The 18,062-nt window shown below is 68.1% G+C and carries 15 protein-coding genes; 8 read left to right on the top strand and 7 right to left on the bottom strand.

Translation table 11 applies throughout. From position 1 onward, the window contains the following. The first annotated feature begins 131 nt into the window (after positions 1 to 131). From WS95_RS02565 to WS95_RS02550, 4 genes are all read left to right on the top strand, one after another. The gene (locus WS95_RS02565; RefSeq protein ID WP_059822097.1) at positions 132 to 1,022 is read left to right on the top strand and encodes an urea transporter; all 891 of its coding nucleotides are present in this window, start codon (positions 132 to 134) and stop codon (positions 1,020 to 1,022) included. Continuing rightward, entirely contained in the window at positions 1,000 to 1,773 is a 774-nt protein-coding gene (locus tag WS95_RS02560) for a class II aldolase/adducin family protein (protein WP_059822095.1), read from the top strand. Before WS95_RS02565 ends, WS95_RS02560 begins: the two co-directional genes overlap by 23 nt. 64 nt (positions 1,774 to 1,837) lie before the next feature. Further along, positions 1,838 to 2,026 (top strand): 4-oxalocrotonate tautomerase, encoded by a 189-nt coding sequence (locus WS95_RS02555; protein ID WP_059783078.1) that lies wholly within the window; start codon positions 1,838 to 1,840, stop codon positions 2,024 to 2,026. Between the two features lie 192 nt (positions 2,027 to 2,218). Continuing rightward, a complete protein-coding gene (locus WS95_RS02550) occupies positions 2,219 to 7,060 on the top strand; it encodes an NAD-glutamate dehydrogenase (RefSeq protein ID WP_059822094.1) in 4,842 nt (1,613 codons plus the stop codon). 25 nt (positions 7,061 to 7,085) lie between these two features. Here WS95_RS02550 and WS95_RS02545 read toward each other — a convergent pair whose 3' ends face one another. From WS95_RS02545 to WS95_RS02520, 6 genes are all read right to left on the bottom strand, one after another. After that, positions 7,086 to 7,946 (bottom strand): class I SAM-dependent methyltransferase, encoded by an 861-nt coding sequence (locus tag WS95_RS02545; protein WP_059822766.1) that lies wholly within the window; start codon positions 7,944 to 7,946, stop codon positions 7,086 to 7,088. A gap of 10 nt (positions 7,947 to 7,956) precedes the next feature. After that, positions 7,957 to 8,307 (bottom strand): VOC family protein, encoded by a 351-nt coding sequence (locus WS95_RS02540; protein WP_034204602.1) that lies wholly within the window; start codon positions 8,305 to 8,307, stop codon positions 7,957 to 7,959. A gap of 1 nt (position 8,308) precedes the next feature. Then, positions 8,309 to 8,485 (bottom strand): ribbon-helix-helix protein, CopG family, encoded by a 177-nt coding sequence (locus WS95_RS02535; RefSeq protein WP_034204601.1) that lies wholly within the window; start codon positions 8,483 to 8,485, stop codon positions 8,309 to 8,311. A gap of 91 nt (positions 8,486 to 8,576) precedes the next feature. Continuing rightward, positions 8,577 to 9,407 carry an arylamine N-acetyltransferase family protein gene (locus WS95_RS02530; RefSeq protein ID WP_059822092.1) on the bottom strand — a complete coding sequence of 277 codons (831 nt, stop codon included), beginning with the start codon at positions 9,405 to 9,407 and terminating at the stop codon, positions 8,577 to 8,579. A 128-nt stretch (positions 9,408 to 9,535) separates the two neighbouring features. Further along, complete coding sequence (locus WS95_RS02525; RefSeq protein WP_034204599.1) at positions 9,536 to 10,222, bottom strand: hypothetical protein; 687 nt, start codon at positions 10,220 to 10,222, stop codon at positions 9,536 to 9,538. 354 nt (positions 10,223 to 10,576) lie between these two features. Next, positions 10,577 to 12,061, bottom strand: coding sequence for an amidase (locus WS95_RS02520; RefSeq protein ID WP_034204598.1), 1,485 nt, complete (start codon positions 12,059 to 12,061; stop codon positions 10,577 to 10,579). A 342-nt stretch (positions 12,062 to 12,403) separates the two neighbouring features. Between WS95_RS02520 and WS95_RS02515 the strand changes: the two genes are divergently transcribed. The 3 genes from WS95_RS02515 (at position 12,404) to WS95_RS02505 (ending at position 14,161) form a co-directional block, all read left to right on the top strand. Continuing rightward, the gene (locus WS95_RS02515; protein WP_034204597.1) at positions 12,404 to 12,838 is read left to right on the top strand and encodes a universal stress protein; all 435 of its coding nucleotides are present in this window, start codon (positions 12,404 to 12,406) and stop codon (positions 12,836 to 12,838) included. A gap of 475 nt (positions 12,839 to 13,313) precedes the next feature. Further along, positions 13,314 to 13,562 carry a hypothetical protein gene (locus WS95_RS02510; RefSeq protein ID WP_034204596.1) on the top strand — a complete coding sequence of 83 codons (249 nt, stop codon included), beginning with the start codon at positions 13,314 to 13,316 and terminating at the stop codon, positions 13,560 to 13,562. A gap of 125 nt (positions 13,563 to 13,687) precedes the next feature. Continuing rightward, entirely contained in the window at positions 13,688 to 14,161 is a 474-nt protein-coding gene (locus WS95_RS02505; RefSeq protein ID WP_059783068.1) for a nuclear transport factor 2 family protein, read from the top strand. Positions 14,162 to 14,176: 15 nt separating this feature from the next. Here WS95_RS02505 and WS95_RS02500 read toward each other — a convergent pair whose 3' ends face one another. Continuing rightward, on the bottom strand, positions 14,177 to 14,974 hold the full coding sequence (locus WS95_RS02500) for a BPL-N domain-containing protein (protein ID WP_236872705.1): 798 nt from the start codon (positions 14,972 to 14,974) through the stop codon (positions 14,177 to 14,179). 387 nt (positions 14,975 to 15,361) lie between these two features. Between WS95_RS02500 and acnB the strand changes: the two genes are divergently transcribed. Next, the gene (gene acnB / locus WS95_RS02495; RefSeq protein WP_034204593.1) at positions 15,362 to 17,947 is read left to right on the top strand and encodes a bifunctional aconitate hydratase 2/2-methylisocitrate dehydratase; all 2,586 of its coding nucleotides are present in this window, start codon (positions 15,362 to 15,364) and stop codon (positions 17,945 to 17,947) included. The last annotated feature ends 115 nt before the right edge of the window (positions 17,948 to 18,062 follow it).

Below are 18,062 nucleotides of genomic sequence, written 5' to 3'. Positions count from 1 at the left end.
AAACATCCAAGTACACACCTGTCACGCCCCATTTCAGGGCACCAACCACAAATCCCGACTATCCAGAATTCCCTATTCCGGTGCATGGGATTGTGTCCTATGCTCGCGGCTCATCCTGTTCCGCCGTCATCATGCCTACCGCCCGCCCCGCCTCGCCGCCGATCGACCTGCGCATGCTGCTGCGCGGCATCGGGCAGGTCGTGCTGCAGGCGAACGCGCTCACCGGCACGCTGCTGCTCGCCGCGCTGGCGCTGACCGACCTGCGGCTCGCGTGCGCGGCGCTGGTCGGCACGGCCGCCGCCAGCATGACGGCCGTGTTGACGGGCGCCGAGCGCCGCGACGTCGAACAGGGGCTGCATGGCTTCAACGGCGCGCTGGCCGCGTTGATCGCCGTGCTGTTCGCGCCCCATCCACTCGCCGCCATCGCGCTGGTGCCGCTGGCGGCGATCGGCGCGGCGCTCGTGCAACGCGCGATGCGGGTGTCGCTCGCCCGCTGGCGCCAGTGCCCGTATTCGAGCCCGTGCCTGGCCGTCACCGCGCTGTGGTTCCCGTTCATCGCGTTGCAGCATGCGGACGGCGCGACCGCCAGCCCGACGCTGACGCCGGCTTCCATCACCGACGCGCTGCTGTCGGGTGTCGCCCAGACCACCTTCGCGCACGGCGCATGGGCCGGCGTGCTGGTCGTGGCCGGCCTCGCCGTCGCATCCCGCCGCGCGGCCGCGTTCGCGGTCGGCGGCGCGGCCGTGTCGACCGTGCTGCTGGTCGCACTCGGCGCAAGCGGCGCGGCGTTCGCCGGCGGCCTGCTCGGCTTCAACGGCGCGCTCGCCGCGCTCGCACTGATGTCGCGCGGGCCGCGTGCGGCGCTCGCGGCCGCCGCACTCGCCGCGCTCATTCAATGGCTCGCGATGCGCGCGGGCATCCCCGTGTTCACGGCCCCGTTCGCGCTCGCGTCGTGGGCGACCGTGGCCGTCGCGCGCCGCCTCACCCTCGGAGAACCCGATGTCGTTCGCACACCGTCCTGATGCCGTGAAGCCCGGCGGCCCGATCTCGGACGCCGAGCGCCGGCTGCGCGTCGACCTCGCCGCCGCGTACCGGCTCGTCGCGCTGAACGGCTGGGACGACCTGATCTACACGCATCTGTCCGCGACCGTGCCCGGCGAGCCCGGCCACTTCCTGATCAACCCGTTCGGCCTGACGTTCGACGAGGTTTGCGCATCGAACCTCGTGAAGATCGACCTGGCCGGCCAGCGGATCGGCGGCGGCGAGCACGCCGTCAACGTGACCGGTTTCGCGCTGCATGCGGCCGTGCACGCCGCGCGCGCCGACGCCGTCTGCGTGATGCACCTGCACAATACCGCCGGCATCGCCGTGTCGATCCAGCGCGACGGGCTGCTGCCGGCGTCGCAGCACGCGTTGCGCTTTCATGGCGATCTCGCGTACCACGACTACGAAGCGCTCGCGTTCTCGCCGGCCGAAGGCATGCGGCTGACCGCGAGCCTCGGCGCGAAATCCGCGATGCTGCTGCGCAATCACGGCACGCTGACGGTCGGCCGGACCGTCGCCGAAGCCTATGTGCTGATGGATACGCTGATCAAGGCGTGCGACATCCAGGTGCGCGCGCAGGCCGGCGGCGGGCCGCTCGTGCTGCCGGAGCCGGCCGTCGCCGAGCGCACCGCCGAACAACTGCGCGACGGCGGCGCGATCGAAGGCGAACTGGAATGGCCGGCGCTGCTGCGCCGGCTCGACCGGATCGATCCGTCGTATCGCGACTGACGTTGCCTGCGCACCCGACCGAATCGTTCATCGTCAATCGTTCAATCCCAACGGAGCATCTGTCATGCCGACTTTCAATATCCAGCTCTTCGAAGGCCGCACCGTCGAGCAAAAGCGCGCATTCGTCGAAGCGATCACGCGCGTCACGTGCGAGACGCTCGGCTGCACGCCCGGCTCGGTCGATATCATCCTCACCGACGTGAAGAAGGAGAACTGGGCGACGGCTGGGAAGCTGTGGAGCGACGAGGGCTGAGTGCCGAGGGCAGCGTTGCTTCGGCGCCGCACGCCCTGCGCTGAACGTTGCACCGCGGGATGCCCGCGACGGGCACTGCATGCGGGCGCCTCACGCCCGCCTCCGTTGTGCACCCGCACATCGCTTTGTCACGCAATCGGCGCATAATGCCGGACAGACGCAGCAGCCAATGGCCACCCGACGGAGACCGCCATGGAAGCGAAGAACGAGGAAGTCGTCGCACACCTGCTCTCCGACGTCGTCGAATTCGCGCGCGCGCGCCTGCCCGAAGCCACGTTCCGGATCGTCGAGCCTTTCCTGCGTCACTACTACGATTTCGTCGACGCCGACGATCTGCAGAACCGCAGCATCGCCGACCTGTACGGCGCCGCGATGGCGCACTGGCAAACCGCCCAAAAGTTCGTGCCCGGCAGCGAACGCCTGCGCGTGTACAACCCGATCCTCGAACAGCACGGCTGGCATTCCGACCACACGGTGATCGAGATCGTCAACGACGACATGCCGTTCCTGGTCGATTCGGTGACGATGGCCGTCAACCGTCTCGGGCTCGCGCTGCATTCGGCGCTGCATCCGGTGTTCCGCATCTGGCGCGGCGCCGGCGGCGGCATCGAGCGGGTCGACGCGGGTGGCGCGACCTCCAGCGACAGCCAATCGCAACTCGCGTCGTTCATCCATTTCGAAGTCGACCGCTGCGGCGACGCCGCGCTGCTCGACACGCTGCGCGACGACATCGCGCGCGTGCTCGGCGACGTGCGCGCGTCGGTCGAGGACTGGCCGAAGATCGTCGACATCGCGCGCGCGACGATCAAGGAGATGAAGGCGCGCGAATCGACCGCGGAGGACATCGAGGCGCGCGCGTTCCTCGAATGGATGGTCGCCGATCACTTCACGTTCCTCGGTCAGCGCGACTACGCGCTCGTATCCGACGGCACGGGCTTCGGCCTGCGCGGCATCGAGGGCTCGGGCTTCGGCATCCTGCGCGAATCGCTGCGCACGTCCGATGCGCCCGACGTGACGCCGCTGCCGCAAGCCGCCGCCGACATCATCACCGGCGCGTGGCCGATCTTCCTGACCAAGGCGAATTCGCGCGCGACCGTGCACCGCCCCGGCTATCTCGACTACGTCGGCGTGAAACTCGTCGGCGCCGACGGCAAGGTCGCCGGCGAGCGCCGCTTCATCGGGCTCTACACGTCGACCGCATACATGGTGTCGACCGCCGAGATCCCGATCGTGCGCCGCAAGTGCGCGAACATCCTGCGGCGCGCGGGCTTCTTGCCGAAGGGGCATCTCGGCAAGTCGCTCGTGACGGTGCTCGAAACCTATCCGCGCGACGAACTGTTCCAGGCCGACGAAGACCAGCTCTACGACATCGCGCTCGGCATCCTGCGCCTGCAGGAACACCAGCGTACGCGCCTGTTCGTGCGCCGCGACCGCTTCGACCGCTTCGTGTCCTGCCTCGTGTTCGTGCCGCGCGACAAGTACAACACCGACCTGCGCCGGCGCATCGCGAAGCTGCTCGTCGATGCGTACAACGGCGTGAACGTCGAATTCACGCCGTTGCTGTCGGAATCGGCAATCGCGCGAATTCATTTCGTCGTGCATGCGGAACCGGGCACGATGCCCGACGTCGACACGCGCGAGCTCGAAACGCGGCTCGTGCAGGTCACGCGCCGCTGGCAGGACGATCTCGCCGACGCGCTGCTCGACGCCTTCGGCGAAGAGCAAGGCAACCGTCTACTGCAGCGCTACGCGGAATCGTTCCCGGCCGGCTATCGCGACGACTATCCGGCGCGCACGGCCGTGCGCGACATCGAGCTGATCGAGCGCGTGAAGGATTCCGGACAGCTCGCGATGAACCTGTACCGGCCGATCGAGGCCGAGCCGCGCGCGTTCCGCTTCAAGGTGTATCGCGCGGGCGACCCGATCGCGCTGTCGCGCAGCCTGCCGATGCTCGAACACCTCGGCGTGCGCGTCGACGAGGAGCGGCCATACCGGATCCAGACGCAGGACGCCGCGCATGCGTGGGTACACGATTTCGGGCTGGAGCTCGCCGACGACACCGAATTCGACATCGAGCGCGTGAAAGGCCTGTTCGAGGATGCGTTCGACCGGATCTGGAGCGGCCGGATCGAGAACGACGACTTCAACCGTCTCGTGCTGCGCGCGCACCTGAGCGCACGCGAAGTGACGATCCTGCGCGCGTATGCGAAATACCTGCGACAGGTCGGCTCGACCTTCAGCGACGCCTATATCGAACGCGCGCTGACCGGCAATCCGGCGATCGCGCGGCAACTCGTCGAGCTGTTCCTGCTGCGCTTCGACCCGCACATCGGCAACACGCGCGACGTGCAGGCCGAGCGGCTGCTGAAGGCGATCGAAGGCGCGCTCGACCAGGTGCCGAACCTCGACGAGGACCGCATCCTGCGCCAGTTCCTCGGCGTGATCAACGCGACCGAGCGCACGAACTACTTCCTCGCCGACGCGAACGGCGAATCGAAGCCGTACCTGTCGTTCAAGTTCGATCCGGCGAAGGTGCCCGGCCTGCCCGAACCGAAGCCGATGTTCGAGATCTGGGTGTATTCGCCGCGTGTCGAGGGCGTGCACCTGCGCGGCGGGCGCGTCGCGCGCGGCGGCCTGCGCTGGTCGGATCGCCGCGAGGATTTCCGCACCGAGGTGCTCGGGCTGATGAAGGCGCAGATGGTGAAGAACGTCGTGATCGTGCCGGTCGGCTCGAAAGGCGGCTTCGTCGTGAAGAACCCGCCGCCGCCGAGCGATCGCGAAGCATGGATGCGCGAAGGCATCGCGTGCTACCAGACGTTCCTGCGCGGGCTGCTCGACCTCACCGACAACCTCGCCGGCAACGCGATCGTGCCGCCGCCCGACGTCGTACGCCACGACCCCGACGATCCGTACCTGGTCGTCGCCGCCGACAAGGGCACGGCCACCTTCTCCGACTACGCGAACGCGATCTCGCACGAATACGGCTTCTGGCTCGACGACGCGTTCGCGTCCGGCGGCTCGGTCGGCTACGACCACAAGAAGATGGCGATCACCGCGCGCGGCGCGTGGGAATCGGTGAAGCGGCACTTCCGCGAAATGGGCGTCGACACGCAGACCACCGACTTCACCGTGGTCGGCATCGGCGACATGTCGGGCGACGTGTTCGGCAACGGGATGCTGCTGTCGCCGCATATCCGGCTCGTCGCCGCGTTCGATCACCGGCACGTGTTCCTCGACCCGAACCCCGACCCGGCGACGAGCTTCGCGGAGCGCCAGCGCATGTTCGCGCTCGAACGCTCGAGCTGGGCCGACTACGACGCGGCCGCGATTTCGCCGGGCGGCGGCGTGTATCCGCGCACCGCGAAGACGATCCCGCTGTCGCCGGCCGTGCAGGCCGCGCTCGGCATCGACGCGCACGCGCTGCCGCCGACCGAGCTGATCCGCGCGATCCTGCAGGCGCCGGTCGACCTGCTGTACAACGGCGGCATCGGCACCTACGTGAAGGCGGCGCGCGAAACCCATGCGCAGGTCGGCGACCGCGCGAACGACGCGGTGCGCGTGAACGGCGCGGACCTGCGCTGCAAGGTCGTCGGCGAAGGCGGCAATCTCGGCTGCACGCAGTTCGGCCGCATCGAGTTCGCGCAGCGCGGCGGCCGCATCAACACCGATGCGATCGACAACTCGGCCGGCGTCGATTGTTCGGATCACGAAGTCAACATCAAGATCCTGCTCGGGCTCGTCGTCTCCGACGGCGAAATGACCGAGAAGCAGCGCAATGCGCTGCTCGCCGAGATGACCGACGAAGTCGGGCTGCTCGTGCTGCGCGACAACTACTACCAGACGCAGGCGCTGTCGATCGCGGGCCGCCATGCGGTCGAACTGCTCGACGCCGAGGCCCGCCTGATGCGCTGGCTCGAACGCGCGGGCCGCCTGAACCGCGTAATCGAATTCCTGCCGACCGACGACGAAGTCGCCGAGCGGCAGGCCGCGAAGCTCGGCCTCACGTCGCCGGAACGCGCGGTGCTGCTCGCGTACAGCAAGATGTGGCTCTACGACGCGCTGCTCGAATCCGACGTGCCGGAGGATCCGCTGGTGGCCGCGATGCTCGTCGACTATTTTCCGAAGCCGCTGCAACAGCGCTTCAGCGAGCCGATGCGCCGCCATCCGCTGCGCCGTGAAATTCTCGCGACGCACCTGACCAACGCGCTCGTGAACCGCGTCGGCTGCGCTTTCGTGCACCGGCTGATGGAGGAAACCGACGCGAAGCCCGGCGACATCGTCCGCGCGTGCATCATGGCGCGCGACGTGTTCGACCTCGATGCGGTATGGCGCGACATCGATGCGCTCGACAACCGCGTCGCCGACGACGTGCAGGCGCGCATGTTCGTCGACGTCGCGCGGCTGCTGGAGCGCGCGGCGCTGTGGTTCCTGCGGCATCTGCAGTCGGGGGCGGTGGCCGACGGCGGCATCGCCGGATTGATCGCGCGCTGCCGCGACGCGGTGCAGCGCATCGCACCGCAACTGCCGTCGCTGCTGCCGGCCGACGATCTCGATGCGCTGTCCGAGCGGCAACGCGTGCTGGTCGATGCCGGCGTCGACGCCGCGCTTGCCGGGCGCGTCGCGAGCGGCGACATCTCGGCCGCGCTGCTCGACATCGCCGAAGTGGCCGCGACCTGCCATCGCAGTCTCGAACTGGTCGCGGGCGTCTACTTCTCGCTCGGCACGCTGCTCAACTACGGGTGGATCGGCGAACGCGCGGCCACGCTGCCGACGCCGACGCATTGGGACATGCTCGCGCGCGCGGCCGCACTCGCGGAAGTCGCGCGGCTCAAGCGCACGCTCGCGACCAGCGCGCTCGCGGAATCGCCGGATTCGACCACGCCGGACACGATCGTCGGCGCGTGGCGCGCGCGCCGCGAGACCGCGCTCGCGCGCTACGAGCACCTGCTCGCCGATCTGCGCGCATCCGGCGGCGCCAGCCTCGCGGTGCTGCTCGTGGTCGTGCGCGAGATGGCGGTGCTCGAACGCGCGTGAAGCTCGCACGCGCGGCACGCGGCGGTCACACCGTCGCGACGAGCAGTTCCTCTGCGCGATTCGGCGGGCGCAGCCCGTCGGTACGATCGGCGAAATAGCGGCGCGTGAGATCCGCCGCCGACACGTGTTCGGCCCGCGTGAAACCGGCTTGCGTCGCGAGCGCGCAAATCTGCGCCGGCGTGAAGAAGCTGATGAACGGCGTGCCGCTCTCGCGCGCGCCCTTGGCGGCCATTTCGAGACCCGGGCGCACGTCCGGATCGGCATGCTCGAGCGGCAGCAGGAAGGTCATCGCGAACGTCGAGCCCGGCGCGAGCGCCGCCGCCTCGCGCAACGCCGCCACGTTCGCTTCGTGCGTCAGGTACATGCTCACGCCGGTGGACACCACGACCGCCGGTTTGTCCGCATCGAAGCCCGCCCGCACGAGCGCGTCGCGCCACGACTGCTTCGCTTCGAAATCGACCGGCACGAAGCGCAGCCAGTCCGGCACGCCGAAGCCGAGTTCGGTCAGGCGACGGCGTTTCCACGCCTGAGGCGCGGGCGGATCGACCTCGAAGACGGTCAGTCGCGACGCCATCTCGGGCCGGCGCTGCACGAAACTGTCGAGGCCCGCGCCCAGGATCACGTACTGGTTCACGCCCCGCGCGGCCTCGTCGACGACGAGATCCTCGATGAAGCGCGCCCGCGCGACGATCGATGCACGAAACGGCCGCGTGAAGCGCTGATCCATGTCGCCGCGCTGCTGCCAGCCGGGCGGCGGCGCGAGCAGACGCAGGCCGACTTCATCGGCGAGCACGTGCGGCGGCTCGTCGAGTTCGACGTGCAGCGCGCGCCACAGCGCGACGCGCTCGGCGGTGCTGTCGGGCCCATCCTGATGGCGGTCGGTCATCGTCATCCCCTCATGCACCGGGCTTGCCCGGCGCCTGCAGGCGCCATACGCGGCCGTCGGGATCGCGCACGGTCATGTCGCGCGTGCCCCAGTGCGTGTCCTCGAACGGCGTGACGACGTCGACGATCGGCTGCGGCTGCACGGCCTGCTCGTCGGCGACTTTGAGTACGACCTGCATGTCGGGCGTCTCGCTCGCCGGCACCTCGGCGATGAACAGGAACGGGCCGTCGCCGCTGCGCAACTGGCCTGACTGATGATCGGTTTCGAACTCCAGCGTGAAGCCCAGCGCCTGGAAAAACTTCGCCGACTTGCCCCAGTTGTGCGTGGTCAGGTACACGGCTTCGATTCGCTCGGATGACATGTCACTCCTCCTTGTTGGATGACCCGGCCCCCGGTCGCGGAGCGGCCAGATATGCACGCAATGCGTCGGCCACCAGCGCGGACAGCGACTGCTCCGTTTCGATGGCGCGATGCTTGACCTGCCGGATCAGACTCAGCGGCAAGTACACGTTGAATTGCTTCACTTCTTCGTCGGTCATGGTTGCTAGTATGCTAGCAAACTAGCAAAAGTCAACCGACGGCGGCGGCGAAAGGGCCGAGGGGGCCGCCGTCGGATATCGGTCGGCCGCGTTACTTCGCGCTGCGCGCCGCGAGCCGCGCGAACAGCGCGTCGAGATCGAATCCCGCCGTATCGATGCCGATCGTGTCGCGCAGGCACGCCGCCCAGTCGGCGGCATCGTCGAACGTGACGGTGCGCCCGGCTCCCGCCGCGTCGCGCAGCGTCAGCACGGTGTTGAGCAACGCCGCGCGGCCGTCCGGCAGCACACGGCACGCGATCAGGTCGTTCACGAAGATCGATTCGGGATACGTGGACGTAAACCAGTTCGCGGCTTCGTAATCGATCCACTCGGCCGGCTTCAGCGAGAAGCGGTAGGTCGTCTGCCAGCCGTCGGGGATCTCGAACTGCATGTCGAATTCGCCATCGACCGGCGCATCGATCACGCGAAACGCGCCGTGCGGCGTCAGTTGCCGCTCGCCCGGCGCGAACCGCAGCGGCGCGGTCAGCGTCGCGCTGCCGAAGCCGATGTCCGCGAGCCACGTCGCGCCGTCGAGATCGATGCGCAGCAGCATGTGCGTCTGCGCGGTGACGCTCTCGGGTGGCCGCATCCAGCGCACGCGCGCGATCAGCGGCGTCACGCGAAAACCGATCGTCGTGAGCGCGGTGTAGAACAGCTTGTTGAGTTCGAAGCAGTAGCCGCCGCGGCGGCGTTCGATCACCTTGTCGACGAGCGCGGGCAGGTCGAGCGCGACCCGCGCGCCGGTCAGCGGATTGAGGTTTTCGAACGGAATCGCCTGAGGATACAGCAGATGCAGCCGGCGCAGTACGTCCAGCGTCGGTTCGGCCGGGCCGTCGTAGCCGATGCGGGAGAAATAGCGCGAGAGGTCGAACGAGTCAGTCATGAGAACCGGCACCGATGAAGGAACACGCCACGATAGCATCGCGCGAAATCCCCATGTTGTGCGGGGCCATGGTTCGTCGCCGGCGCGCACGATGCCGGCCACCGCATCGCGCACGCCTGCCCGCGGCGTTACGGCAGCAGCTTCAGCGCGGACGACGCGACCGACGGCACCGAAATGCCCTGGCTCGTCGCGAACTGCACGGCCTGGCCGAGCGTCGCGGCAAGCGACTGCAACTGGCCCGGCGCGCTTTGCGCAATATACGACGCGGCCTGCATGTTCTGCGGATTCAGGCCCGATTGCAGCAGCGACGCCGCGCTCGTCGAACCGAGCGTGCCGAGCCCCGACTGCAGTTGCGAATACTGCGTGAGGCCCTGCCCCAGCGACGCGAGGCCGTTGCTGAACGCCTGCTTGTCGATCGGGCCGTGCGTGGCGCCGCCGCTCGCGAATGCCTGGCCGAGCGCCTGCGACACCGATTGCTGCGCGCCGCCCATCTGCGACAGCGTGGCCGGCGACAGCGCATCGCCGCCGGACAGCTGGCTCGCGGCCTGCTGCGCTTGTCCGGCCGCCCCCGTCAGCCCCATCGCCGATGCGAGCGACGACTGACCGTTCAGCACCTGCTGGTTCGCACCGACATAGGCCTGCAGCAACTGCGCGACACCGCCCTGCGCAGGCGCGGCCTGCTGCTGCCCGCCGCCGAGCAGCGACGCGCCGATCGACTGCAGGTCGAGCTGCGCGTGCGCGGCGCCGCTCACCAGGATGCCGAACGCGATGCCTGCCGAGGCCAGATGCCGGCCCGTCGCGCGAATGTGCTTCATGTGTTTCCCTCGTGCCCGAATGATCGAGGCGATATTGTCGAAGCGCGTCGCGCGCCGCCGCAACGACTGAAACACATCGAAACGAAATCGGGCCACGCCGCCGCTTGCAATTCGGCGGCCGACAGGCCCCGTCGCGCAGATTCCCGTGCGGTTGCCGCGCGATGCCGCGCACGTCCCGCGATTCTTTCTCCGGTTGCATCAATGGACGCCAGCCCCGGCCTGCGCCGGCGACGCGACGCAACGCTTCCGCCGCGCGCTTCGCGTCGAGCAATGCAAACGAAACGGGCAGCCCGTCGCCGCCCGTTTCGTCACCCGTTTCGCGCCCGGCTTACGGGCTGCCTGCCGGCCGCGGTATTACGCTGCCATCCACGCCGGCACCCGCCGGGCCACCCAGTCGGCCGCCTGCTCGTAGCCGTGCGCAAGCTGCAGCACGGCGAGATCGGCGCGCGGACGACCGATCAGTTGCATCCCCATCGGCAAGCCCGCGTCGTTGAAACCGACCGGCACGTTGATCACCGGGCAGCCGGCCAGCGTCCACGGCACGACCGTTTCCATCCAGCGGTGATAGGTGTCCATCGCGCGGCCCGCGATCTCCTTCGGCCAGCGCTGGTCGACGTCGAACGGGAAGACCTGCGCGGTCGGCGCCGCGATGAAGTCGTAACGGTCGAAGAAGCTCAGCGCCGCCTGATGCCACGCGGTTCGTTCGACGCTCGCGTCGAACACCGCCGCGCCCTGCATCGCGAGCAACCCCTCGACTTCGTAGATCGCCTCGGGCTTCAGCAGCGCGCGCCGCGCCGGGTCGCGATAGTGCGCGAGCAGCCCGCCGCCCGACAGCAGGTGCCGGTGCGCGAGCCACAGGCGCCAGATCCGGTCGGGCGCGAACGCCGGCAGCGCCGCATCGACGTCGCAGCCGATCTCGCGCAGCGTCGCCAGCCCATGCTCGCACTGCGCGAGCACGCCGGCCTCGGTCGCGAGATAGCCGTTCCAGTCGCCGACCCACGCGACGCGCTTGCCGCGCAGATCCGCGTCGAGCGGCTGCGCGAACGCCGCCGGATCTTCCGCGAGCGACAGCGGATCGTTGCGGTCGTAGCCGGCCTGGATCGCGAGCAGTTGCGCGACGTCGCCGACCGTGCGGCCCATCGGCCCTTCGATGCCGAGCTGCTGCACGAACACGTCGACGCCCGGCCAGCGCGGCACGCGGCCCTGAGACGGACGGAAGCCGTAGATGTTGCAGAACGCCGCCGGATTACGCAGCGAACCGCCGAAATCGCTGCCGTCCGCCACCGGCAGCATCCGCGACGCGAGCGCCGCCGCCGTGCCGCCGCTGCTGCCGCCCGCGCTCTTGGTCAGGTCGTACGGGTTGCGCGTCGCGCCATAAACCTCGTTGAACGTGTGCGAACCGAGCCCGAACTCGGGCGTATTGGTCTTGCCGATGAAGATCGCGCCGGCCGCGCGCATCCGCGCGACGCCGACGGAGTCGGCCTGCGGCACGTTCTCGCGGAAGATCGGCGATCCGTAGGTCGTGCGCAGCCCCTTCGTCATCGCCAGATCCTTCGGCGCTTGCGGCATCCCGTGCAGCCAGCCGCGGTACTCGCCGCGCGCCAGCTCCGCGTCCTTTTCCGCGGCTTCCGCCAACAGCGCATCGCGCTCGCGCAGCGCGACGATCGCGTTGACCGCGCCATTCACGCGCTCGATGTGATCGAGATACGCACGCATCGTCTCGACGCACGAAACCGCCTTGCCGCGGATCGCCGACGCGAGCTCGCCGGCCGACAGGCGCACGATCGGATCGACGGAAATGGAAGCGGGAGCGAGAAACTGCGGGGCGCCGTGCGGCATGCGGGTCTCCTGGGATGCGGTATCGAATGGCGCGCCGCCGGGCGGCGGCCGACGCTCTACTCTACGCGACGCGCCCTGGACGACCTCCGATATTTTGCGGCGCAATTCATTGCGGATCCGACTGAATCGCGCTCGCGGCGAGAGTCCGCACCGACCGGCCGGGGCCGGCGCTAGCGCTCGCTGCCGTTTATGCGCATAAACTTAAATTTCTTATATTTTTAATTGGTGCGTCACGGGACTGCGTGCGTTAACGACATTTTTATGCGGCCGGCCGATCTCTTTAGATCGTTTCGTCCGGCCGCCCGCTACGCTGGAAGCACTTCGTTTCCGGGTTCATCGTCCATGCTCAAGCTGCTGGTTCCGGTCGGCCATTCGCCGCGCTCGCTTCAGGCCGTTCGGCACGCGACGTTTCTGTATCGCGAGCGCTGCGCGTCGGAGGTCGTGCTGATCAACGTGCAGGCACCGCTCGAATCGACGCGGCTCGAAGCCTATTACCCGCTGTCGCGGTTGCGCGCGATCGAGACACGATTCGCGACCGACGATCTCGCGATGGCCGAGCGGCTCCTGCGCGAGGCGGACGTGAAATACAGCGTCGTGATGAAGGTCGGGCCGGTAGCCGATACGATCGCGGCCACGGCAGCCGAAACCGGGTGCGACGAGATCGTCGTGACCGTGCCGGGACGCGATCCGCTGCACGCGTTGATGTCGGTGTTTCGGCGCAGCGTGACGGCCCGGCTGTTGCGGATTTCGAATGTGCCGGTGACGGCGGTGCAATGACGGGAACGGCGCGTCACGCGTGCGCATCGTGCGCACGCGGTCGCGCGGCGGTCAATCGATGACCTTGCGCCAGAACACGAAATAGGCGGCTGCCGAAGACGCCAGCAGCAGGATGGCCCACATCGGAGCAAGACTGATCAGGACGGACGAGACGTTCAACATTTGGATTCCTTACTATTTCGACAGCGATCTTCAACACCTGCCTGCTTGCCGGACCCGATGCGTCGACCTGCATCGCGTTCCGTCAAATCATGCATTCATGCTATCGCTTTGAACGGCCGTGCGACCGCCGCCGCCGGCCCGCACCCTGACATTCGTCAAACTCGCGCGCATTGCCCGCCCATCGCACGGCGACGGAAAAACAGGACAGGATCGTCCTGCCTCGCCACCGCTTTCAGCAGACGTTTACCGGGGGAAGCCCCAAGTGCTTCGTCGAACGTGTCCGCGTTACGCTTGAGCAACGAGGAGACGAATCATGAGACGAGCCGTACATATCGCCGTTTTCGCCCTGCTGGCCTATCTCATCGGCGATCGCGCGATCCTGCACGCGCAGGGCCGAGACGCCAGCCCGCTCGCGTGCGAGCAAGGCGCCGCGCAGGTGAGGGCCGATGCGCTCGGTCGCGGCTTCGGCGAAACCGCCGCCGGCAGCCAGAGCGAGGCCTTCATGTCGGGCTGCCTGGTGACGGGACGGAGCGATCAGGACGTCGCGATGGCCGCCCGCTGACGCGTATCATCCGGCGGCGAGCCGGCTACGCCCGACGTCGCGAGCACGGGTGTCGGTTCACGCTGCGTGCCCCACTGCCCCGATACGGACGCCACCGTCCACCCTCCCTGCCCCGTTAGCCCGACATGACCGATCCGAACACCGCGTTGATCCAGCGCTTCTACACGGCCTTCCAGCAGCGCGACATCGACGCGATGCTCGCGTGCTATGCCGACGACGTCGTCTTCAGCGATCCCGCATTCGGCGAACTGCGCGGCGAACTCGCGCACGACATGTGGCGGATGCTGGTCGCGCGGGCCCAGGCGTTCTCGCTGACGTTCGGCGAAGTCGCCGCGGACGACCAGGCCGGGCGCGCGACGTGGAGCGCGCACTACCGGTTCGCCGCGACCGGACGGAGCGTGGTCAACCGGATCGACGCGCGTTTCCGGTTTCGCGACGGACGCATCGTCGAACATCGCGACCATTTCGACCTGTGGCGCTGGGCCCGTCAGGCGCTCGGGATGAAAGGCGCCCTGCTCGGCTGGACGCCTTTCATGCAGCGCGCGATCCGCGCGCAGGCACGGAAAAATCTCGACGCGTATCGCGCCAAACGGACATGAGCCGCGGCCGCTCCGCTACGGCTTCATCGTCGCGTTGATCAGGTCGTAGGCCATGTCCGGCGCCACGCCGTCCGGGTTCTCGAGGCCGTTCTGGCGATACCAGCTTTCATCGGCCTCCGGATGCGGACCGGCCAGGCCGACGCGCCCTTTGCCGTAGCGGTACGTGGCGGCCGCGATGTCCTTGTTCGGGTAGATCGCCAGCACGATCCCGCCGGAGCCGAGCGGCGCGACCGGGAGCCGCGCGCCGTCCTGATAGTAGATCCAGCGTTTTTTCCCGCGCCAGACGACCGGCGTCACCGTATCGGCGGTGCCGTGAAGCGTCGAGCCTGGCCGGTCGACCTCGGAGTCGATATCGCCGGCAACCAGCCCGAAACCCTGCTCGCCGGCCAGGTAGGCACCCATGCACAGTCCGAGATATCGGCCGCCGTTCGCTACGTAATGCCGCACGGCCCTGATTGCGGGGCGGCCGATGCTGGCTGCCGCGCCGGGAATATCCTGCCCGCCGCCGGGCTGCACATAGAGCGCCGCACCGGCCAGCGCGGCGGGCGTGATCTCGAGCTTTTCCGCCGGCCCCACGTAGATCACGCGGAACCGGTAGTCCGATTCCCGCAGGCGTCTGGCGATGGTTTCGGGGCACCCGTCGCACGCGGCAGGCCCGCGATAGACCAGCGCGACCGGCTGGCTCGCCGCGTCGCGCGCCGTGTTGCGCGCTGGGTCGCCGGGCGTGGCCGCGTGAACGGCCGGCGACGCGACGAGCGCCACCATCAGGAAAATCGCGTCTATCGAGCGCATGTCGTGGATCGCCGGAGTCAAGGAAATCGCTGCCGCCCGGGCCGAATCGACGGGCGCGCGACCGCTTTCGCCTCCCGTTCCGACACCCGACTGCACGTTGCGTGACAGCGAGCGTAACGGCCCGAACGCGCCCCGTGTGTACCGTTTCCTGCGGGCTTGTGCAGATATGTGCGACATCGGGGACCTGAACCGACACCCTGCACCCGGCCGCCCGGCCGCGCCCGACAAGGCCGGCTCCCGCCATGCAACCACGTCTTCCGTGTTTCGCACCGACAACTCTTATATAAGACATAAGACATTTGACGTTCCACCCCGTTGAGATTAGAATTCCGCTCAAAGCAGTGCCTGGAATCGCCCCGGAGTGCCGGCAAGGCCTTCCCCTCAAACGCAATATCAGCAGGTCTCCCCATGCTTGAAAACTTTCGTGCTCACGTGGCCGCCCGCGCCGCGCTCGGTATTCCTCCCCTGCCGCTGACGGCTCAGCAGACCGCCGAACTGGTCGAGTTGCTGACGAATCCGCCCGCCGGCGAAGAGCAGACGCTGCTCGAGCTGATCACCCATCGCGTGCCCGCCGGCGTCGACGAAGCCGCCCGCGTGAAGGCCGGCTTCCTGGCCGCCGTCGCGAAGGGCGAGACGGCCTGCCCGCTGATCTCGCGTGCGCGCGCCACCGAGCTGCTCGGCACGATGCTCGGCGGCTACAACATCCAGCCGCTGATCGAACTGCTGTCCGACGAAGCCGTCGCCGCGGTAGCCGCCGACGCGCTGAAGAAAACCCTGCTGATGTTCGACCAGTTCCATGACGTGAAGGAACTCGCCGACAAGGGCAACGCGCACGCAAAGGCCGTGTTGCAGAGCTGGGCCGACGCCGAATGGTTCACGAGCCGTCCGGAAGTGCCGGAAAGCCTGACCATCACCGTGTTCAAGGTCACGGGCGAAACCAACACCGACGACCTGTCGCCGGCGCCCGACGCCACCACCCGCCCGGACATCCCGATGCACGCGCTGGCGATGCTGAAGAACGCGCGCCCGGGCATCACGCCGGAAGAAGACGGCAAGCGCGGGCCGGTCAAGTTCATCGAATCGCTGAAGGAAAAGGGTCACCTGGTCGCGTACGTGGGCGACGTGGTCGGCACCGGCTCCTCGCGCAAGTCGGCCACCAACTCGGTGCTGTGGTTCACCGGCGAAGACATCCCGTTCGTCCCGAACAAGCGCTTCGGCGGCGTGTGCCTCGGCGGCAAGATCGCCCCGATCTTCTACAACACGATGGAAGATGCGGGCGCGCTGCCGATCGAGCTCGACGTGTCGCAAATGAACATGGGCGACGTGGTCGAACTGCGCCCGTACGAAGGCAAGGCGCTGAAGGACGGCAAGGTCATCGCCGAATTCCAGGTGAAGTCCGACGTGCTGTTCGACGAAGTGCGCGCCGGCGGCCGCATTCCGCTGATCATCGGCCGCGGCCTGACCGCGAAGGCGCGTGAGGCGCTCGGCCTGCCGCCGTCGACGCTGTTCCGCCTGCCGCACCAGCCGGCCGACAGCGGCAAGGGCTTCTCGCTCGCGCAGAAGATGGTCGGCCGCGCGTGCGGCCTGCCGGAAGGCCAGGGCGTACGCCCGGGCACGTACTGCGAACCGAAGATGACCTCGGTCGGCTCGCAGGACACCACGGGCCCGATGACCCGCGACGAACTGAAGGACCTCGCGTGCCTCGGCTTCTCGGCCGATCTCGTGATGCAGTCGTTCTGCCATACCGCCGCGTATCCGAAGCCGGTCGACGTGAAGACGCACCAGACGCTGCCGAACTTCATCAGCACGCGCGGCGGCATCGCGCTGCGCCCGGGCGACGGCGTGATCCACTCGTGGCTGAACCGCATGCTGCTGCCCGACACCGTCGGCACCGGCGGCGATTCGCACACGCGCTTCCCGATCGGCATCAGCTTCCCGGCAGGCTCGGGCCTCGTCGCGTTCGCGGCCGCCACCGGCACGATGCCGCTGGACATGCCGGAATCGGTGCTGGTCCGCTTCAAGGGCAAGATGCAGCCGGGCGTCACGCTGCGCGACCTCGTCAACGCGATTCCGCTGTACGCGATCAAGCAAGGCATGCTGACGGTCGCCAAGCAAGGCAAGAAGAACATCTTCTCGGGCCGCATTCTCGAAATCGAAGGCCTGCCCGACCTGAAGGTCGAGCAAGCGTTCGAGCTGTCGGATGCGTCTGCCGAGCGTTCGGCCGCCGGTTGCACGGTGCGCCTGAACAAGGAACCGATCATCGAGTACCTGAACAGCAACATCACGCTGCTCAAGTGGATGATCGCGCAGGGCTACCAGGATCCGCGCAGCCTGCAGCGCCGCATCGCGGCGATGGAACAATGGCTGGCCGACCCGCAACTGCTCGCGCCGGATGCCGACGCCGAATACGCGGCCGTCATCGAGATCGACCTCGCCGACATCCACGAGCCGATCGTCGCATGCCCGAACGATCCGGACGACGTGAAGACGCTGTCGGACGTCGCCGGCGCGAAGATCGACGAAGTGTTCATCGGCTCGTGCATGACCAACATCGGTCACTTCCGTGCCGCGTCGAAGCTGCTGGAAGGCAAGCGCGACATTCCGGTCAAGCTGTGGGTCGCGCCGCCGACCAAGATGGATCAGAAGCAGCTGACGGAAGAAGGTCACTACGGCGTGTTCGGCACGGCCGGCGCCCGCACCGAAATGCCGGGCTGCTCGCTGTGCATGGGCAACCAGGCACAGGTGCGCGAAGGCGCGACGGTGATGTCGACGTCGACCCGCAACTTCCCGAACCGCCTCGGCAAGAACACGAACGTGTACCTCGGCTCGGCGGAACTGGCGGCGATCTGCTCGCGTCTGGGCAAGATCCCGACCAAGGAAGAGTACATGGCCGACATGGGCGTGCTCACCGCGAACGGCGACAAGATCTACCAGTACATGAACTTCGACCAGATCGAAGACTTCAAGGAAGTGGCCGACACCGTGCAGCTGTAAGCACGCAGTCGGGCTGCGGCGGGCGGTCGACGTCGCAGCGCACCGAAAGGCGCCGCAGGCCGACAGGCTGCGGCGCTTTTTTTTCGTCCGTCGGCGACCGGACGCGCCCGTCCCG

This window comes from Burkholderia sp. MSMB1826 (assembly GCF_001526325.1).
Classification (GTDB): domain Bacteria; phylum Pseudomonadota; class Gammaproteobacteria; order Burkholderiales; family Burkholderiaceae; genus Burkholderia.
The sequence above is the reverse complement of the archived record's forward strand: the minus strand, read 5'-3'. Positions and strand labels throughout refer to the sequence as shown.